The sequence below is a fragment of the Micromonospora sp. IBSANI012 genome, from assembly GCF_052814045.1.
Genome location: NZ_CP199933.1, coordinates 883,003 through 900,360 on the forward strand (window position 1 = coordinate 883,003; position 17,358 = coordinate 900,360).

Consider the following 17,358-nt stretch of genomic DNA (forward strand, 5'->3'; position numbering starts at 1 on the left):
CTGATCGGTATCGGTCAGCCGCGGCGTGCCGGTAGGCTCCCCGCCCATGGTGTCGATCGACGGGCTGGGCGACCTCTGGGACAGACTCCTCGGCGCGCAGCCCGACCCACCCCCGCTGCTCGTCCTGGTCACCGCCGTCGTCGCGCTGGTGGTGGTCGCCACCCGGCTGCCCTGGCGGGTCGCCCGCAACGCGGTGACCATCGCGCACGAGGGCGGCCACGCCCTCGCCGCCCTGCTCACCGGGCGCCGGCTGCACGGCATCCGACTGCACTCGGACACCTCCGGCCTGACCCTCTCCGCCGGCCGCCCCACCGGCCCCGGCATGATCCTCACCCTGCTGGCCGGATACGTCGCCCCGTCGCTGGTCGGCCTCGCCGGGGCCTGGCTGCTCGGCGGCAACCGGATCACCCTGCTGCTCTGGCTCGCGGTGGTGCTGCTGCTGGCCATGCTGGTGCTCATCCGCAACGTCTTCGGCGTGCTGTCGCTGCTGGTCACCGGCGGGGTGGTGCTCGCCGTCTCCTGGTACGCCTCGCCGCAGGTGCAGGCCGCCTTCGCCTGGACCGGCGTCTGGTTCCTGCTCCTCGGCGGGGTACGGCCGGTGGTGGAGCTGCAACGGTTGCGCAGCCGGGGCCGGATGCCGCAGTCCGACGCCGACCAGCTGGCCCGGCTGACCCCGTTCCCCGCGCTGTTCTGGGTGACCGTGTTCGCCCTGGTGAACCTGCTCGCCCTGGCCGTCGGCGCGGCGCTGCTCACCGGCCCGATCCTCACCGACGCCGGCCTGACCCTCTGACCGGTCGGGGGAGCAGAATGGCCGCATGCGGTACGTGATCATCGGGGCGGGCGCGGTCGGCGGCACCATCGGCGTACGGCTGGGGGAGGCCGGTCACGACGTGACGCTGGTGGCCCGCGGCGCGCACCTGGACGCGATCCGGCGGCACGGGCTGACCCTGCGCACCCCGGACCGCACGGCGACCTGGCGCGGGCCGGCCACCGACGCTCCCGGGGAGCGGCCGCTGCCCGCCGACACCGTCCTGGTGCTCACCGTCAAGTCGCAGGACAGCCCGGCCGCGCTGGCCGCCTGGGCGGACGCGCCGGTCGCCGGTGGCGGCACGGCGGGGGAGCGGCTGCCGCTGTTCACCGCCCAGAACGGGGTGGCCAACGAGCCGGCGGCGCTGCGGCTCTTCGCCCGGGTGCACGCGGTCTGCGTCTGGCTGCCCGCCACCCACCTGGAGCCGGGCGTGGTCGTCGCCAACGGGTACCCGCACCCGGGGATGTTGCACCTCGGGCGCTACCCGGCCGGCTCGGACCCGCTGGACCACGCGGTGGCCGCCGACCTCACCGACGCCGGCTTCGTCGCCCCGGTGCGCGACGACGTGATGCGGTGGAAGTACGGCAAGCTGCTGGCCAACCTCGGCAACGGGCTGCAGGCGCTGCTCGGCGGCGATGTCCCCACCGACCTGCGCGACCGGGTCCGCGTAGAGGGGCAGGCGGTGCTCGCCGCGGCGGGGATCGCGCACACCAGCACCGAGGAGGAGGCCGCCGAGCGGGGCGACCGGGTCGGGCACCGGCCGGTCGACGGGCAGGAGCGGTCCGGCAGCTCCACCTGGCAGAGCCTGGCCCGGGGCGTCGGCTCCACCGAGGTCGACCACCTCAACGGCGAGATCGTCCTGCTCGGTCGGCTGCACGGGGTGCCGACCCCGGCCAACGCCGCCGTCGCGTACGCGGTGCGCCGGGCGGCCCGGGAGCGGATCCCGGCCGGTGGCTTCCCGCCCGCGGAGCTGGCAGAGATGATCGGCTGATCCGGCAACCGGCGTGGTGCCGCCGCGCGTGTCTCCTCCGAACGCCACGGGAGGTGAGCACGTGCCCGACGTCGACGGGTTCGACGAGTTCTACCGGGGCAGCCGGCAACGGCTGCTCGGCTTCGTCTACGTGCTGACCGGAAACGTGACCGAGGCGCAGGATGCCGTCCAGGAGGCGTACATCCGGGCCTGGCAGCGCTGGCCGACGGTGAGCGGGTACGACGACCCGGAGGCGTGGGTACGGGTGGTGGCGTCGCGCATCGCGGTCAGCCGCTGGCGCAGCCTGCGCAGCCGCGCCCGGGCGTATCTGCGGCACGGAGTCGAGGAGAGCGTGCCCGGCCCCGGCGTCGACACGGTCGAGGTGGTCGCCGCGCTGCGTCGGCTCCCCGAGGAGCAGCGCACCGCGCTCGCCCTGTACTACCTGCTCGGCATGCCCGTGGCCGAGGTGGCCCGGCAGACCGAGGCCCCCGTCGGCACGGTGAAGGCCCGGCTCTCCCGGGGGCGCACCGCGCTGGCCGGGCTGCTCGCCGTCTCTGACCTGGAGGAGGCCTGATGCGTGAGGACCTGAGCTTCGTCGACCGGCTGCACCGGGACCTCGGTGGGGTCCGCTGGGCCGAGCCGGCGGAGATCCGCGCCCGGGCCCGGCGACGCAGCCGGCGTACGGCGACGCTGGCGGCGACCGCCGTACTCGCGGTGCTCTCCGGCTCCGGATACCTGGCGGCGGCCCGGTCAGGGACGCCGGCGCCTCCCGCGCCGCCGGTGGCGGCCGTCCCCGCGACGGCGGCCGCCGGGCCGGCCGAGATCCCGTGGGAGGCGATGCTCTCGGCGCGGGACGTGCGGCTCAAGACCGACGTGCAGATCAGTGAGGCCGGCCTGGGCGAGGCGGTGCGGGTCGACCCGGTGCTGGAGGCGTGCGGCCGCGAGCGGGGTGTGCCGTCGGCAACGGCAGCGACGTCTCGCTATTCGCGGTCGCAGACCCTGCTGCGGCCGGCGGTCGACGGGGTCGCGCCACCGGTGCTCACCCAGGACGTCTACCGCATCGACCCGACGCAGAGCCGGCTGCTCTTCGGCACCGTCGCCCTGTTGCTCGACGCCTGCGCGAAGTGGGAGATCAGGGGATCCGGGCAGTTGGGGGGCGGGACGGTGCCGACCGTGACCCAGCACCGCTGGGAGAGGCCGGTCAGCGGCTTCGCCGGCGACGAGTCCGTGCTGCTGCGCCACGTGTCGCTGGCGCCGGTCAGCGTCGCCGACGGCCGCACCCTGGCCAAGCTCCCGCCGGTCGAGGCCACCTTGGTGGTACGCGTCGGCGACCTGGTCACCGTGATCACCACCGGGCCGGACACCCTCCAGGCCGACGGCACCCGTCCCGGCCCCGGCCTGAGCCAGGCCGACCTGGAGGGGCTCGGTCGCACCGCCGCCGGTCGGCTCTGCGTCGCCGCCGACCCGCGTTGCTGAACTGGAAGATCCCCGCGACCACCAGGGACGCGGGGATCTCCGGTAACGCCCGCTACAGCGGGATGTTGCCGTGCTTCTTCGGCGGCAGGGTCTCCCGCTTGGTGCGCAGCACCCGCAGCGCGCGGACGATCTGGGCGCGGGTCTCGTGCGGCGGGATCACGCTGTCGACGTAGCCGCGCTCGGCGGCGATGTACGGGTTGGCCAGGGTGTCCTCGTACTCGGCGATCTTCTCGGCCCGGACCGCGGCCGGGTCCTCGGCGTTCGCCAGGTCCGAGCGGTAGAGGATGTTCACCGCGCCCTGCGCGCCCATCACCGCGATCTGCGCGGTCGGCCAGGCGAAGTTCAGGTCCGCGCCGAGGTGCTTGGAGCCCATCACGTCGTACGCGCCGCCGTAGGCCTTGCGGGTGATCACGGTGACCTTCGGGACGGTCGCTTCGGCGTACGCGTAGATCAGCTTCGCGCCGCGCCGGATGATGCCGTCCCACTCCTGGCCGGTGCCGGGGAGGAAGCCGGGAACGTCCACGAAGGTCAGCACCGGGATGTTGAACGCGTCGCAGGTACGCACGAACCGGGCGGCCTTCTCGCTGGCGGCGATGTCCAGGGTGCCGGCGAAGTGCATCGGCTGGTTGGCCACCACGCCGACCGGGCGCCCCTCGACCCGGCCGTAGCCGATCACGAGGTTCTGCGCGTAGAGCGGCTGCACCTCCAGGAACTCGCCGTCGTCGAGCACGTGCTCGATGACCCGGTGCATGTCGTACGGCTGGTTGGCCGAGTCCGGGATCAGCGTGTCCAACTCCCGGTCCTCCTCGGAGATGTCGAGGTCGGCCGGGGCCTCGTACACGACGGGCTCGTCGAGGTTGTTCGACGGCAGGTACGACAGCAGCGCCTTGACGTACTCGATCGCGTCCTCCTCGTCGGTGGCGAGGTAGTGCGCGTTGCCGCTGCGCGAGTTGTGGGTGCGGGCGCCGCCCAGCTCCTCCATCGCCACGTCCTCGCCGGTGACCGTCTTGATGACGTCCGGGCCGGTGATGAACATGTGCGAGGTCTGGTCGACCATCACGGTGAAGTCGGTGACCGCCGGGGAGTAGACCGCGCCGCCCGCGCACGGGCCCATGATCAGCGAGATCTGCGGGATGACGCCGCTGGCCCGGACGTTGCGGAAGAAGATCTCGCCGTAGAGCCCGAGGGAGGCGACCCCCTCCTGGATCCGGGCGCCGCCGGAGTCGTTGATGCCGACCACCGGGCAGCCGATCTTCATGGCCAGGTCCATCACCTTGACGATCTTCTCGCCGAAGACCTCGCCGAGGGAGCCGCCGAAGACGGTGAAGTCCTGGGCGAAGACGCAGACCTGCCGGCCGTCGACGGTGCCGTAGCCGGTGACCACGCCGTCGCCGTACGGGCGGTTCTTCTCCAGCCCGAAGGCCGTCGACCGGTGCCGGGCCAGCTCGTCCAGCTCGACGAAGGAGCCCTCGTCGAGCAGCAGCTCGATCCGCTCCCGGGCGGTCTTCTTACCCCGCGCGTGCTGCTTCTCGACCGCGCGCGCCGACCCGGCGTGCACCGCCTCGTCGACCCGTCGCTCCAGGTCCGCCAGCTTGCCCGCGGTGCTGTGGATGTTGATCCCGGTCTCGGTAGTCACCCAGGGAATATAACGATGGTTCAGGACGACGCCGCTGTGCAGTACGCCTCAATACCCTCCGTCGCCGGGCCCGTAGGCTGACGGGATGCCGGGCTCGCCGTACACGGATCTGGAGCGCCCGCCGCTGTCGGCGGCGCGGCTGGCCCGCGCGCTGACCGCGCCGCACGGGCCCTGGCGCCGGCTCGACCTGCGGGCCGAGACCGGTTCCACCAACGCCGACGCGGTGGCGGCCGCCCGGGCGGGCGAGCCGGAGGGCCTGGTGGTGGTCGCCGAGCGGCAGACCGCCGGGCGCGGCCGGCGCGGCCGGGTCTGGCAGTCGCCGGCCCGCGCCGGCATCGCGACCAGCGTGCTGCTCCGGCCCGGCGAGGCCGTCGCCGACCGCGGCTGGCCGCCGGCCCCCGTCACCGGGTACGGCTGGCTGCCGCTGCTCGCCGGCGTCGCGCTGGTCGAGGCGGTGGCCCGGCTGGCCGAGCTGGAGACCCGGCTGAAGTGGCCGAACGACCTGCTGGTCGACGACGCCAAGTGCGCCGGCATCCTGGCCGAGGCGGTGCCGGGCACGTCCCCGGCGGAGCCGCCGGCGATCGTGCTCGGGATCGGGCTCAACGTCACGCTCCGCGCCGACGAGCTGCCGGAGAACCCGACCGGCCTGCCGGCCACCTCGCTGCAACTGGCCGGCGCGACGGCCACCGACCGGGACCCGCTGCTGCGCTCGCTGCTCCGCTCGCTGGCCGACTGGTACGACCGCTGGCGCACCGCCGGCGGCGACGCGGTGGCCAGCGGGCTGCGGGAGGCCTACGTCGCCTCCTGCGCCACCGTCGGCCGCCGGGTGCGGGTGCTGCTGCCCGACGGCGCCGAGCTGACCGGCCTCGCCACCGGCGTGGACGCCGACGGCCAGTTGCTGGTCGACACGGGCGCCGGGGAGCGGCGGTTGGCGGCCGGGGACGTGCTGCACCTGCGCTGAGCGCTCGGGTGGCGGTCCGGTTCGGGCGCGGCGCCGCGATCGGGCCGCGCGGCTGATCCGGCGGATCGCGGTGACCGGTTACGGTCAGCGCGTCCGATCCGTGCCGAGGAGGTTCCCCGTGGCGTTTCCCGAAGACGTGCTCACCGAGGACGAGCACGTCGTCCTGCATCTGCACCCGCACTGGAAGGCGCTGCTGCGACCGATCCTGGTGCTGGTCCTCGGCGTCACCGCCGTGGTGGCGGGCTGGGTCCTGCTGCCCGACGGCGACGGCGCCACGATCGCGCTGTACGTGATCGCGGGGCTGGCCCTGGTGCTGGCGCTCTGGCTGGGCCTCTGGCCGTTCCTGGTCTGGCGCACCACGCACTACCTGTTCACCAACGAGCGGGTGCTGCTGCAGCAGGGCGTGCTCTCCCGGGACCGGCGGGACATCCCGCTCACCCGGATCAACGACCACGCGATGAGCCAGCGCTTCGTCGAGCGGCTGCTCGGCTGCGGCACGCTCACCATCGAGTCGGCGGGCGAGCGCGGCCAGTCCGTGCTGCGCGACGTCCCGTCCGTGGGCCAGGTGCAGACCAAGCTCTACGAGCTGGTCGAGGCCCACCACGACAAGCACTCGCTGGGCGACGGGGAGATGCGCGACATCCTGGCCGACATGCGCGACGGCAAGCCGCTGCGCGACCCCACCAGCTGACTCCTGGCCCGACCCCGGCCTGATCGACCCCGGTTCGCGGAAGTGGCGGTGTCCGTTCGGACACCGCCACATGGCGACATTCGGGTGCCCGGGTCGCCCCGGGCGGCGGGGTCAGCGGCGGGGGCGGCGGGTGCCGGCGTGCAGTTCCGCGGCCAGCTCGGCGTCGAGGTCGGCGCCGACCGTGCTGCCCAGCCCGGCTTCCAGCGGGGCGGGACGTCCGGTCGGCTGCGGGAAGACCGGTTCGGCCATCGCGCCGCCGGGGCGCTGCGCCGCCTGCTGCTGGGCCTCCTCCAGCTCGCTGACCGACTCGGCCAGCTCGGCCACCGGGTCCAGCTCGGCCATGGTGTCCCACTCGTCCCGGCGGATCGTGTGCCAGGTCTCCTCGGCGTGCGCGGGTACCGGCTGGAACACGAACGTCCGATACGACCAGAACCGGAACATGGTCGCCAGCAGCACGCCGCCGGTCTTAGCCACGTTGAGCGCGAGCAGGCTGTTCACGCCCAGGCCGTACTTGGCGGCGGCGAGGACGCCCAGCTCGATCAGCAGGCCGGTGGCGTTGAACAGGAAGAACAGGACGTATTCCCGCTTCAACGCGGATTTCGGTCGATCCCGGTACGTCCAGTGCCTATTCATCAGATACGACGTGATCGTCGCCACCACGGTGGCGATCACGGTCGCCTTCAGTTGACCGTTGACAAAAACGGTGAGTGCCAGGACATTGAACACCGCGTAATTGATGACGGTGTTGATGCCACCGACGACGCCGAATTTGAGCGCCTCGTGGATGAACTTCTGCCAGCGCTCGGGCAGCAGACGGACAAGACGCATGCGGAACACCTTAGGGCAGTGGTTGGGGCCGGCAGGTCCCGGCCGGACGAGGTGGGCGGCAGGTCACGCCCCCGGCGGCCGGTCGTGCGCCGCCTCCGGAACCGGGGGGATTCCCGCTTCCACGAAGACGAACCGTCGGTAGGACCAGAACCGGAACAGCGTCCCCAGGCCGGTGCCGACGATGAAGCTGGCGATGTTGTCGGCCAGCGGGGTCTGGAACACCCCCGGCCAGATGCTGCCCAGGCCGTAGCGGCTGATCGCCAGGCAGGCCACGGCGATGCCCAGGCCCACCCCGTTGAAGAAGAAGAACAGCGCGTACTCGCGGGCCGGGTTGGAGCGCTTGCGGTGGCGCCAGGTCCAGAACCGGTTGCCCACGAAGGCGACGCTGGCCGCGATGACGGTGGAGATCGTCTTGGCGGTCACCTGCTCGACGTCACGCACGGTCGTCAGGTAGTTGAAGAACGCGAAGTCGATGAGGAAGGCGATCCCGCCCACCGTGGCGAACTTGCTCAGCTCGCGGACGAGGTGACCGAAGCGGTCCAGCAGTGTGCGGACCAGACCCGGGCGGGTCTGCGGAGACCCTGGCTGGTCCCCGGTCATCGTCGCGGCCACCCGCCGAGCGTACCGGTCGGGAGCGAGCCGGACGCGCAGCAACGGCGAGCCGGCCCGGATCACTGTCGACGCGGGTCGTAACCAGCTCGTCCGGTGCCGCTGCAGGTGAGCAGAGCGTAACTCTTTGTGGACCGATCGCCGATCGGTTCGTCCAATCGACGTGCCCGTCACCGGAAGCCCGGTTCCGCTGTCCGTCATCGTCCGTTCCGGTGGCCGCCAACAGTTCGCCGCAGGATTTGCGTGAAACTGCGCGGGAAAGCGGGTATTAGCTCGTGATGCCGCAGCCGGGCCGTACCTTGTGCAGTTCTTCACAACCAGTCCCACTGACTCGCGGCCCGGCCCGGTTTACGCTGAGCGCAATCCCAGGTTTCCACGATGGCGACGCGGCTCGCGCCCGCCAGACTCGTGCACCCATAGAACGGTCAGCGTCGACCACAAGGAGATTGTCATGGTTGCTCCGGCTACTGTTCGGGGTATCGATCAGGCCCCGACTACCCACCCCAAGCTGCTCGCCTGGGTCAGAGAAGTCGCGGAACTGACCACCCCCGACCGCGTGGTGTGGGTGGACGGGTCCGATGAGGAGTGGCGGCGCCTCACCGACGAGCTGGTCGAGTCCGGCACCCTGATCCGGCTCAACCCGGAGAAGAAGCCCAACTCCTTCTACGCGCGCACGGACCCGACGGACGTCGCCCGGGTCGAGGAGCGCACCTACATCTGCTCCGTCGACGAGGCGGACGCCGGCCCCACCAACAACTGGATGGCGCCGGCCGAGATGAAGCGGACGATGACGGAGCTGTACCGCGGGAGCATGCGCGGGCGCACCATGTACGTCATCCCGTTCTGCATGGGCCCGGTGGAGGCCGAGAGCCCCATGTTCGGCGTCGAGATCACCGACAGCCCGTACGTGGTGGCCTCGATGCGGATCATGACCCGGATGGGCGCCAAGGTCCTCGAGGCGATGGGCGACGACGCCGACTTCGTGCACGCGCTGCACTCCATCGGTGCCCCGCTCGCTCCCGGCCAGCAGGACGTCGCCTGGCCGTGCAACGAGACGAAGTACATCTCGCACTTCCCGGAGACCCGGGAGATCTGGTCCTTCGGCTCCGGCTACGGCGGCAACTCGCTGCTCGGCAAGAAGTGCTACTCGCTGCGCATCGCCAGCGTGATGGGGCGCGACGAGGGCTGGCTCGCCGAGCACATGCTGATCCTCAAGATCACCTCGCCGGAGGGCAAGGTCTACCACGTCGCCGGCGCCTTCCCGTCGGCCTGCGGCAAGACCAACCTCGCCATGGTGGAGCCGACCATCCCGGGCTGGAAGGTCGAGACCATCGGCGACGACATCGCCTGGATGCGCTTCGGCTCCGACGGCCGCCTCTACGCGGTCAACCCGGAGTACGGCCTCTTCGGCGTCGCGCCGGGCACCGACTGGAAGACCAACGCCAACGCCATGCGGACGCTGGACCGCGGCAACTCCATCTTCACCAACGTGGCCCTGACCGACGACGGGGACATCTGGTGGGAGGGCATGGGTGAGCCGCCGGCGCACCTGATCGACTGGAAGGGCAACGACTGGACGCCGGAGAGCGACAGCCTCTCCTCGCACGCGAACAGCCGGTTCTGCACCCCGATCACCCAGTGCCCCATCCTCGCCGAGGACTACTACGACCCGAACGGCGTGCCGATCGACGCGATCCTCTTCGGTGGCCGTCGCCGGGACACCATCCCGCTGGTCACCGAGGCCCGCGACTGGGTGCACGGCGTCTACATGGGCGCCACGCTCTCCTCGGAGACCACCGCCGCCGCGTCCGGCGCGGTCGGCGTCGTCCGCCGCGACCCGATGGCGATGCTGCCGTTCATCGGCTACCACGCCGGCGACTACTTCCGGCACTGGATCGAGATGGGCAAGGGCGTCGACGGCGACGAGGCCAAGCTGCCCAAGATCTACTACGTCAACTGGTTCCGCAAGGACGCCGAGGGCAACTTCCTCTGGCCGGGCTTCGGCGAGAACTCCCGCGTGCTCAAGTGGGTCGTCGAGCGGATCGAGGGCACCGCCGACGCGGTGGAGACCCCGATCGGCATGGTCCCGGCCCAGGACGCCCTGGACGTCGAGGGTCTGGACATGACCTCGGAGGACGTCCGGATCGCCCTCAAGGTGGACCCGGAGGAGTGGCGCAACGAGCTCCCGCTGGTCACCGAGTGGTTCGAGAAGTTCGGTGACAAGCTGCCGGGTGTCCTCTGGGCCGAGCTGGACGCGCTGCGCGCCCGGCTCGACGCGGAGCAGCCGCAGAAGTAGGTGTGACGGTTGCCCGTACCGGGCAACATCGGATCCCATGAGGACGGCCGCCGAGACCACCGAGGTCCGGCGGCCGTCCGCCGTCCGGGCGCTGACCACGCTGCTCGCCGTCACGGCGGCGGCCACCGTCGTGGTCGAGCTGCTCAACTGGTGGTACGCCCCGGAGCAGGAGTTCGGCCTGGCCGTACGCACCGGCTGGGCGATGCTCCGCTCACTCGCCTTCCTGGTGCTGATCGGGCACGTCAACCGGGGTCGTACCGTGGCCCGGCCGTTCGGGCTGATCCTCGCGGTGACCACCATCTTCGCGGTGGGGCGGCTGGTGGTGCCCCGGCAGGGGGTGCCGCCGCTGCCCGGGCTGCTCGGCTTCGCCCTGCTCACCGCGCTCTGCGTGAGCGTGGTCGCGCTGCTCTACCGCTCCGAGGCGGTCGGCGGGTTCCTCGTCCGGCACCGCAAGACCCTGGTGGTCTCCGGCGGCACGATTTCCTGGCGGGAGGCCGCCCCGAAGCGGCCGCCGGTCACCGGGTGGCTGCTCACCAGCCGGGTCGCCGCCTTCACGTACAGCCCGTTGATGCTGGTGCCGGCGCTGGTGGCCGGGGGCGCGATCCTGGACGGCCGGCTGGCCGCCGCGCCCGCGGTGGTGTTCTGGTTCCTCGCCGGCATCGCGGTCAGCTACGCGGTGCTCTTCTGCACCGCGTTCCTGATGCGCGGCCGCCGCTGGGCCCGCACCCTGCTGGTGGCGATCACCCTGGGCGTGCTCGCCGTCGACCTGCCGCTCTGCTGGTGGCTGCTCGGCGTCGACGGCCTGGTCCGGGACGGCGGCCCGCTCGTCGCCGCCGCCGTCCTCGCCCTCTACGGCCTCTGGCGCGCCACCCGCGCCGAACCACCCCCACCCCCCACCTGACCCCCGCCACCGGCCCCCCGGCCGTGTTGATCAAGAAGTTTGCGTCGGGATGCGGCCGAATCCCGACGCAAACTTCTTGATCAACGGTGTCGGGCGGGCGGGGCGGGGGCGCGGGTGGGTGGGTCGGTGCGGCGGCGGGGTTCGGGGGCGTGGGGCGGGCAGGATGGGCCGGTGGGCGGCTGCGGGCGGGAGGCGACGCGGTGAGCGACGAATTCGACCTGATCGTGGTCGGGGCGGGGCCGGCCGGGGCGGCCGCCGCGCTGGCCGCCTGCCGGTCCGGTGCCCGGGTGCTGCTGCTGGACCGGTCCGACTTCCCCAGGGACAAGGCCTGCGGCGACGGCATCGCCGCGCACGCGCTGGACGTCCTCGCCGGGCTGGGCGTGACCGGCGCGGTGGCCGGGTACGCCCCGCTGCCCGCCCTGCGCCTGGTCGGCCCGGGCGGCCCGGCGGTGGCCCGGGCGCTGCCCCGGCCCGCGTACACGGTGCCCCGCGAGGTGTTCGACGCCCGGCTGGTCGCGGCGGCGGTGGCCGCCGGTGCGGTGCTGTGCCGGCACACCGTCCGCCGGGTCGAGCCGCGCCACGACCGGGTGGTGCTGGACGGGGAACTGGCCGCGCGGGCGGTGGTCGGCGCGGACGGGGCCGGGTCGATCGTCCGCCGCGCGCTCGGCCACCCGCCCAACCCGGACCGCCACCTCGCGCTCGCCATCCGGGGGTACGCCCCGGCGCTGCCCGGCCCGCCCGAACAGTTCATCGTCACCTCGGGGCCGCGCTGGCCGGCGTACGCGTGGTCCTTCCCGATCGGCGACGGTCGCGCGAACGTCGGGTACGGGGAGGTGCTGCGGGGCGAGCCGCTGAGCCGCGCGCACCTGCTGGACCGGCTCGCCGCATTGCTGCCGGCGACCGACCCGGCCACGGTCACCGGGCTGCGCGCCCACCACCTGCCGCTGTCGACGCACCGGCCGTCGCCCGGTCGGGGTCGGGTGGTGCTGGCCGGCGACGCGCTCTCCCTGATCAACCCGTTCACCGGCGAGGGGATCTTCTACGCGCTGCTCTCCGGGGCGCTGGCCGGCGCGGCCGCCGCGGCGGCACCGGACCGGGCGGCCGACCGGTACGCCCAGGCCCTGCGCCGGCGGCTCGGTACGCACCTGCGGCACAGCTCGGTCGCCGCCTGGCTGGCCCGGCACCGGCGGGTGGTCGACGCCGCCGTCCGGGCGGCCCGCCGCGACGACCGGGTCTACCGCAGCGTCGTCGAGTTGGGGCTCGGTGACGGCCGGCTGGACGCCCGCACCCTCGCCATGATCGGCACCGGTCTCTCGGCGCGTAGTTAACCTCCGAGGTCACCATCGGCCGGGCGGGTCGCTACCCTGCAAGGTGATGACTCTGCGGAACCTCCTCTACTCCGTTTACGAGCGCCGGCTGACGGCGTCGCTCGCGGGCAAGCCGGTGCCCCGGCACGTCGGCGTCATGTGCGACGGCAACCGCAGGTGGGCGCGGGAGATGGGCTTCGTCGACCCCAACGACGGGCACCGGATGGGCGCCGAGCGGATCAAGGAGCTGCTGCGCTGGTGCGACGCCGCCGGTGTGGGCCACGTCACGCTCTGGCTGCTCTCCACCGACAACCTCTCCCGGCCGGCGGAGGAGCTGGATCCGCTGCTCCAGATCATCGAGGACCTGACCACCGAGCTGGCTGAGGAGGGCAACCCCTGGCGGCTGCGGATGGTCGGCGCGCTCGATGTGCTGCCTTCACACCACGCGCAGGCCCTCAAGGCCGCCGAGGAGCGCACCCGGGACCGCGCCGGCGGCGCCCAGGTCAACATCGCCGTCGGGTACGGCGGCCGGCGCGAGATCGCCGACGCGGTGCGTTCCCTGCTGCTCGAGCACGCCGCCACCGGCGGCACCATCGAGGAGCTGGCCGGCGCGCTGGACGTCGACCACATCTCCGAGCACCTCTACACCAAGGGCCTGCCGGACCCGGATCTGATCATCCGGACCAGCGGCGAGCAGCGCCTCTCCGGCTTCATGCTCTGGCAGTCGGCCCACTCGGAGTTCTACTTCTGCGAACTCAACTGGCCCGACTTCCGCCGCGTCGACTTCCTCCGCGCCCTGCGCTCCTACGCCAACCGCCAGCGCCGCTTCGGCGCCTGACGGCTCGCCCCGCGCTCGTGGCGGCGGTCGGTCAGGTGTCAGGTCAGGTGAGGCAGCGCCTTGGTCAAAAAGTCGCCGAGGGCGGCCGGGGAGTCGAGGGTGAGGTCGGCGGCGTCGGCCACCTCGTGACCGGTCTCCGGGTTGGCCACGGCCACGCAGACGCCGAAGAAGTCCGGGTCGGCGGCGGCGCGGGCCCGCAGCGCGGCGAAGGCCTTGATGTCGGAGACGTCGTCGCCGAAGTACCAGGCGCCACCGGCGTCGCGAACGATCTCGCCGATGACCAGGCCCTTGTCCCGGTCGACCGGGGGCTTGAGCTCCAGCACCATCCGGCCGGCCTGCACCTTCAGCCCCAGCCGCTCGGCCTGCGCGCGACCCCACTGCTCGACCTGCGGCCCCAGCCCCGGCGCGGTACGCCAGTGCAGGGCGACGCTCAACCGCTTGAACTCGACCAGCGTGCCGGCCGGCAGCTCGGCCCGGGCCAGGTCGGCCAGCTCGGCCATGGTCGGCACCCAGGGCAGGGCGGCCGGCTCGGTCACCGTCTCGCCCCCGGAGTGGCTGTGCTCCAGCCCGTACAGGCCGTACAGGTCGATGCCGGCGAGGCCACCGAGGTGGTCGCGGAGGAAGTCGACCGGGCGGGCGGAGACGATCGCCACCCGCTGCACCACCGGGGCGAGCGCCTCCAGCGCGGCGAGCACCTTGGGCGCGGGCTGCACGGCGGTGGGGTCGTCGTCGACCGGCGCCAAGGTGCCGTCGAAGTCGAAGAAGAACACGGTGTGGGCCGCCCGCGCGGCAGTGGCCCGCCAGGCGTGCTCGGCGTCCAACGGAGTCTTCGGCTGCTGGTTGCCCAGATTCAACGGCGGCACGCGCGACAGCGTACCCCGGCGGCGGCGGCTCAATCGTGGCCGCGAGATGACGCCTTCTCGCCTCCGGCGGTGGGCGATTTCCGGGTGGTCGGTCAGCGTTCGGCGGCTCCCCGGCGCGGGCGCCCGAACGGCAGCACGTCGGCCTCCTGGCCGTGGCTGAGCAGGTAACCCTCGACGAATCCGGTGTTCCGGTCGCCGGCCCGCGACTCGATCTCGTTGAGCCGGGCGACCAGGAACTCGGTCAGTGCGCTGACCCGGTCGTTGAGCCGCTCGTGCAGCTCGGCGACCACGGCCAGCACCACCGCGGTGCCGGCGGTGGTGAGCGCGAGGAGGTTGACGACCATTGGCATCTGCTCGCCCTCGACCGCGACTATCGCGACGTTTGCGGTCACGAACGATGTCACCGACACCGCCGCGACCACGACTGCCCACCATTTCAGGGTCATGGACAGACCCCTCCTTCTGTCCCGCAGGGCTGGGTTCGGCCTTGTCCCGTCCCCCCGCCGACGACGAGCCCAAGCAGTACGAATACGGACGCTAGCGCGCCCGTTCCTGGCCCGTAGCGAAACGAAGAGGTCTGACCAGGCGTTCTTTCGCCATCTGAGGAACTAGTGCGGTGTCCACCGACGTTCGCCGGGTTTCCGGTTGGGCGTTGTGGATCCTCGCCGTGGGGCGAGCGACTCCTCACCGGGTGGTGGGGCGGGCCTCCGCGGGCCAACTGGACCCTCACGTCGCCGGTGGTGCGGTGGGCGGCGGGGGTCACGCCGGGACTGGCCGGCACCAGGGAGGTGTCGGCCGGCTCGACGGTGCGTGACCACCTGCGGCAGCACGGGCGCTGCGCTGGTGGTGGTTCCGCCACCCGGGGTGCGGGTGGCGATGCTGGCGGCCGCGACCAGGTCGCGGTGCCCGGAGAATGCGCAGTGTGGGCAGGACATGGTCCGTCCTCGGGGTTTGGGCACCCTCTTTCGGCAGGTTGGGCAGGTGGAGGAGGTGCCTCGTTCGTTGACCAGCCGCACGGTGATCCCGGCCAGAGTGGCCTTGTCGGTGAGGACCTGGATCAGCCGGCCGATCTGCCACTGCCGCAGCCGCAGGTTGTGCCGCCGCCCCGCAGGCAGGTCGAGCACGCCGCGGGGGTCACCGACGTGCAGCACGCCTACCCGCTGTCGTGCGGCCCAGGAGACCACTGTGCGGGCGGCTTCATGCTGGGCCTGGCGGACCCGCCGCCGATGCCGGCCCTCCACCCGCCGCGCCCGCCGACGGTACTGCCGCCACCGCCGCGACCCCCGCTCACCCGGCTTCGGGGCTCGCCTGGCGACGGCGCGGCGGCGGGCTTTCGTGTCGGCCAGGTGCATGCGATGCTCGGCACGGATCGCCCGTCCGGACACCAACAGCCCCTCCCCGTCAGGGCCGGCCACCGCGTACGGGTGAATGATCCCCAGATCCACCCCCGCCACCCTGCCGGGATCCGGTTCCTCGCCTGGCGGGTAGACCGCAACCGGCACCTCGGCGGTCACCTCCAGGAACAGCCGGCTACCGTCGCACAGCAGGGTGATCGACCGGACCTGCTCGGCCGGATAAGGCACCTCCCGGGCCAGGCGCACCCACAACGGCGCTGTGCCTCTGGCGGTGGGGATCCGCACTCGGCGCGCGTCGATGGTGAACGTGCCGTGATACCAGCGCACCGGCATCAACCCACGCCGGCGACGCGGGAACCGCGCCGACAGATCCCCGTCCTTGCGGCGTTTCGCCGCCGCGAACCACGCATCCGAGAACCGACGCAACACCGACCGCGCGCCCGTGGAGTCCAACTCGGCGAACGTGCCCGGCCCCGAGGTTGCCAACTCCCGGCACAACTCCTGATAGCCGACCAGGGCCGCGTCCCCGCGGCGGCGACGCCATGCGTTGACCTCCAACACACACGCCCACACATCCGCAGCCGACCGCAGCACTCCAAAACACCGCCGCCGCTGCCCCGACGTCACCCGCAACCCCACCCGCGCCGTCCGATGCACCACCCGAGGCGCAGACGGATCACGACGACGAGGCACAAACCGAAGCCAACACCACCCCTACGACACTTCCACGAACCAGCAACCCGGCAAGGGTCAAAGTGGACACCACGCTAGCCGGCCTGTTCGTCTCGTTTTCGGACGTCGGTCGGCAGAGTCGGGCGATAAGCGAGGTAACGAATGGTTTCTCGAATGTGGAACTTCTCCGCTTCCGAGACGGCGGGATCGACCAGCCGGCGCAGCAGGGCCTCCACGTCCGGGTCCATCGGGGGTGGCGTCGCCGCGGCGCGGGGCGCGGAGGCCCGGTCCCAGCCCAGCGCGGCGAAGGCGGCGGCGGGGTTGAGCCCGAGCCCTTCGCAGAAGGCGACCACCCGCTCCACCTCCGGGTCGCTGGCCCAGTCGCCGCGGACCCACCGGTTGATGGTCTGCCGGGAGACGCCGGTGCGTCGGGAGACCTCGGTGCCCGTCCAGGCCCGCATCGCCCGGGCGTCGTCGAGCGCCCGGCGGACGAAACTGGCGAAGGCGATCTTCCGGGCGGGGGCGGTCTCGGTCACCCCGTGACGGTACGGCCGGACGGCCGTGGTGGGGAGTCCGTGTGTACGGGTGTCACGCGAACGGGACGACTCTCTCCGGGCGCGTGTTAACGATCCAGGGGCCTTTCTGAGGGGTGTCACCTGGGCAGAATAGAAGGACTTAGGTGCGGCGGTAACCGGACGAAAAGCTGATACTGTCACGCTCGTGGGACAATCTACGGTGTGTCACGTGCATGAGACGATTAGTGCTCACATGCGTCACGCCCTGAGCGCGAGGGGGGTGCGGTGACCGAGCTCGCGACCCGTTCCCAGGCCTTCGGCCTGATCGCGGAGGGGGTGGCCGCGGGACTGAGCGCGCCCTGGCGCCTCTACCTCGCCCGGGGATGCCGCTACCTGTCCCTGAGCGTAGGGGACCGGGACGAGTGGAACGCCTGGCGTACCCATCTCGGTTGTCCGGAGCTGAGCGTCCGGGTCTACGACGCCGGCGGCGAGATCCGCCGCACCTCCGTCGCCGAGATCGTCCTGGACGGGTGCCGGATCAGCGTCGAGCTGGTGGAGGAGGTCAGCACCGACGACCTGGAGCGGCTCCTGGTCGTCGACCCCACCACGATCGAGCCGGAGGACCGGTGACC

At 72.4% G+C, this 17,358-nt stretch carries 18 protein-coding genes; 11 read left to right on the forward strand and 7 right to left on the reverse strand.

Going from position 1 to position 17,358, the window contains the following annotated elements; translation table 11 throughout:
• The first annotated feature begins 46 nt into the window (after positions 1-46).
• From ACTWM8_RS04335 to ACTWM8_RS04350, 4 genes are all read left to right on the forward strand, one after another.
• On the forward strand, positions 47-790 hold the full coding sequence (locus tag ACTWM8_RS04335; protein ID WP_446212650.1) for a M50 family metallopeptidase: 744 nt from the start codon (positions 47-49) through the stop codon (positions 788-790).
• A gap of 25 nt (positions 791-815) precedes the next feature.
• Positions 816-1,799 carry a ketopantoate reductase family protein gene (locus tag ACTWM8_RS04340; protein ID WP_446212651.1) on the forward strand — a complete coding sequence of 328 codons (984 nt, stop codon included), beginning with the start codon at positions 816-818 and terminating at the stop codon, positions 1,797-1,799.
• 61 nt (positions 1,800-1,860) lie between these two features.
• Positions 1,861-2,352, forward strand: a complete 492-nt coding sequence (locus ACTWM8_RS04345; protein ID WP_446212652.1) for an RNA polymerase sigma factor — start codon at positions 1,861-1,863, stop codon at positions 2,350-2,352.
• Positions 2,352-3,254 carry a hypothetical protein gene (locus tag ACTWM8_RS04350; RefSeq protein ID WP_446212653.1) on the forward strand — a complete coding sequence of 301 codons (903 nt, stop codon included), beginning with the start codon at positions 2,352-2,354 and terminating at the stop codon, positions 3,252-3,254. The genes ACTWM8_RS04345 and ACTWM8_RS04350 overlap by 1 nt, the downstream gene beginning before the upstream one ends.
• Positions 3,255-3,306: 52 nt before the next feature.
• On the opposite strand, the gene ACTWM8_RS04355 is transcribed toward ACTWM8_RS04350, so the two are convergent.
• Complete coding sequence (locus tag ACTWM8_RS04355; RefSeq protein WP_446212654.1) at positions 3,307-4,890, reverse strand: acyl-CoA carboxylase subunit beta; 1,584 nt, start codon at positions 4,888-4,890, stop codon at positions 3,307-3,309.
• A gap of 85 nt (positions 4,891-4,975) precedes the next feature.
• Here ACTWM8_RS04355 and ACTWM8_RS04360 point away from each other — a divergent pair, with 85 nt between their 5' ends.
• Both ACTWM8_RS04360 and ACTWM8_RS04365 read left to right on the forward strand, forming a co-directional pair.
• The gene (locus tag ACTWM8_RS04360) at positions 4,976-5,851 is read left to right on the forward strand and encodes a biotin--[acetyl-CoA-carboxylase] ligase (RefSeq protein ID WP_446212655.1); all 876 of its coding nucleotides are present in this window, start codon (positions 4,976-4,978) and stop codon (positions 5,849-5,851) included.
• A 118-nt stretch (positions 5,852-5,969) separates the two neighbouring features.
• A complete protein-coding gene (locus ACTWM8_RS04365) occupies positions 5,970-6,542 on the forward strand; it encodes a PH domain-containing protein (RefSeq protein WP_446212656.1) in 573 nt (190 codons plus the stop codon).
• Between the two features lie 111 nt (positions 6,543-6,653).
• On the opposite strand, the gene ACTWM8_RS04370 is transcribed toward ACTWM8_RS04365, so the two are convergent.
• Both ACTWM8_RS04370 and ACTWM8_RS04375 read right to left on the reverse strand, forming a co-directional pair.
• Entirely contained in the window at positions 6,654-7,370 is a 717-nt protein-coding gene (locus ACTWM8_RS04370) for a GtrA family protein (protein WP_446212657.1), read from the reverse strand.
• A gap of 63 nt (positions 7,371-7,433) precedes the next feature.
• Positions 7,434-7,970 (reverse strand): GtrA family protein, encoded by a 537-nt coding sequence (locus ACTWM8_RS04375; RefSeq protein WP_446214467.1) that lies wholly within the window; start codon positions 7,968-7,970, stop codon positions 7,434-7,436.
• 460 nt (positions 7,971-8,430) lie between these two features.
• On the opposite strand from ACTWM8_RS04375, the gene ACTWM8_RS04380 reads away from it, so the two are divergent.
• The 4 genes from ACTWM8_RS04380 to ACTWM8_RS04395 all read left to right on the forward strand — a co-directional run bounded on the left by ACTWM8_RS04380 (position 8,431) and on the right by ACTWM8_RS04395 (position 13,321).
• Positions 8,431-10,275, forward strand: a complete 1,845-nt coding sequence (locus ACTWM8_RS04380) for a phosphoenolpyruvate carboxykinase (GTP) (RefSeq protein WP_446212658.1) — start codon at positions 8,431-8,433, stop codon at positions 10,273-10,275.
• 37 nt (positions 10,276-10,312) lie between these two features.
• Positions 10,313-11,176 carry a hypothetical protein gene (locus ACTWM8_RS04385; protein WP_446212659.1) on the forward strand — a complete coding sequence of 288 codons (864 nt, stop codon included), beginning with the start codon at positions 10,313-10,315 and terminating at the stop codon, positions 11,174-11,176.
• A 200-nt stretch (positions 11,177-11,376) separates the two neighbouring features.
• Positions 11,377-12,504 carry a geranylgeranyl reductase family protein gene (locus tag ACTWM8_RS04390; protein WP_446212660.1) on the forward strand — a complete coding sequence of 376 codons (1,128 nt, stop codon included), beginning with the start codon at positions 11,377-11,379 and terminating at the stop codon, positions 12,502-12,504.
• 46 nt (positions 12,505-12,550) lie between these two features.
• On the forward strand, positions 12,551-13,321 hold the full coding sequence (locus ACTWM8_RS04395; protein WP_154939557.1) for an isoprenyl transferase: 771 nt from the start codon (positions 12,551-12,553) through the stop codon (positions 13,319-13,321).
• Between the two features lie 38 nt (positions 13,322-13,359).
• On the opposite strand, the gene otsB is transcribed toward ACTWM8_RS04395, so the two are convergent.
• The 4 genes from otsB to ACTWM8_RS04415 form a co-directional block, all read right to left on the reverse strand.
• Positions 13,360-14,184, reverse strand: a complete 825-nt coding sequence (gene otsB / locus ACTWM8_RS04400; protein WP_446212661.1) for a trehalose-phosphatase — start codon at positions 14,182-14,184, stop codon at positions 13,360-13,362.
• Between the two features lie 92 nt (positions 14,185-14,276).
• Positions 14,277-14,630 carry a hypothetical protein gene (locus ACTWM8_RS04405; protein WP_446212662.1) on the reverse strand — a complete coding sequence of 118 codons (354 nt, stop codon included), beginning with the start codon at positions 14,628-14,630 and terminating at the stop codon, positions 14,277-14,279.
• A gap of 162 nt (positions 14,631-14,792) precedes the next feature.
• The gene (locus ACTWM8_RS04410) at positions 14,793-16,232 is read right to left on the reverse strand and encodes an RNA-guided endonuclease InsQ/TnpB family protein (protein ID WP_446212663.1); all 1,440 of its coding nucleotides are present in this window, start codon (positions 16,230-16,232) and stop codon (positions 14,793-14,795) included.
• Positions 16,233-16,306: 74 nt separating this feature from the next.
• A complete protein-coding gene (locus tag ACTWM8_RS04415; protein ID WP_446212664.1) occupies positions 16,307-16,747 on the reverse strand; it encodes a helix-turn-helix domain-containing protein in 441 nt (146 codons plus the stop codon).
• A gap of 264 nt (positions 16,748-17,011) precedes the next feature.
• Between ACTWM8_RS04415 and ACTWM8_RS04420 the strand changes: the two genes are divergently transcribed.
• Positions 17,012-17,356: a hypothetical protein gene (locus tag ACTWM8_RS04420; protein WP_238448852.1), complete on the forward strand. Its 345-nt coding sequence runs from the start codon at positions 17,012-17,014 to the stop codon at positions 17,354-17,356.
• Positions 17,357-17,358: the final 2 nt, after the last annotated feature.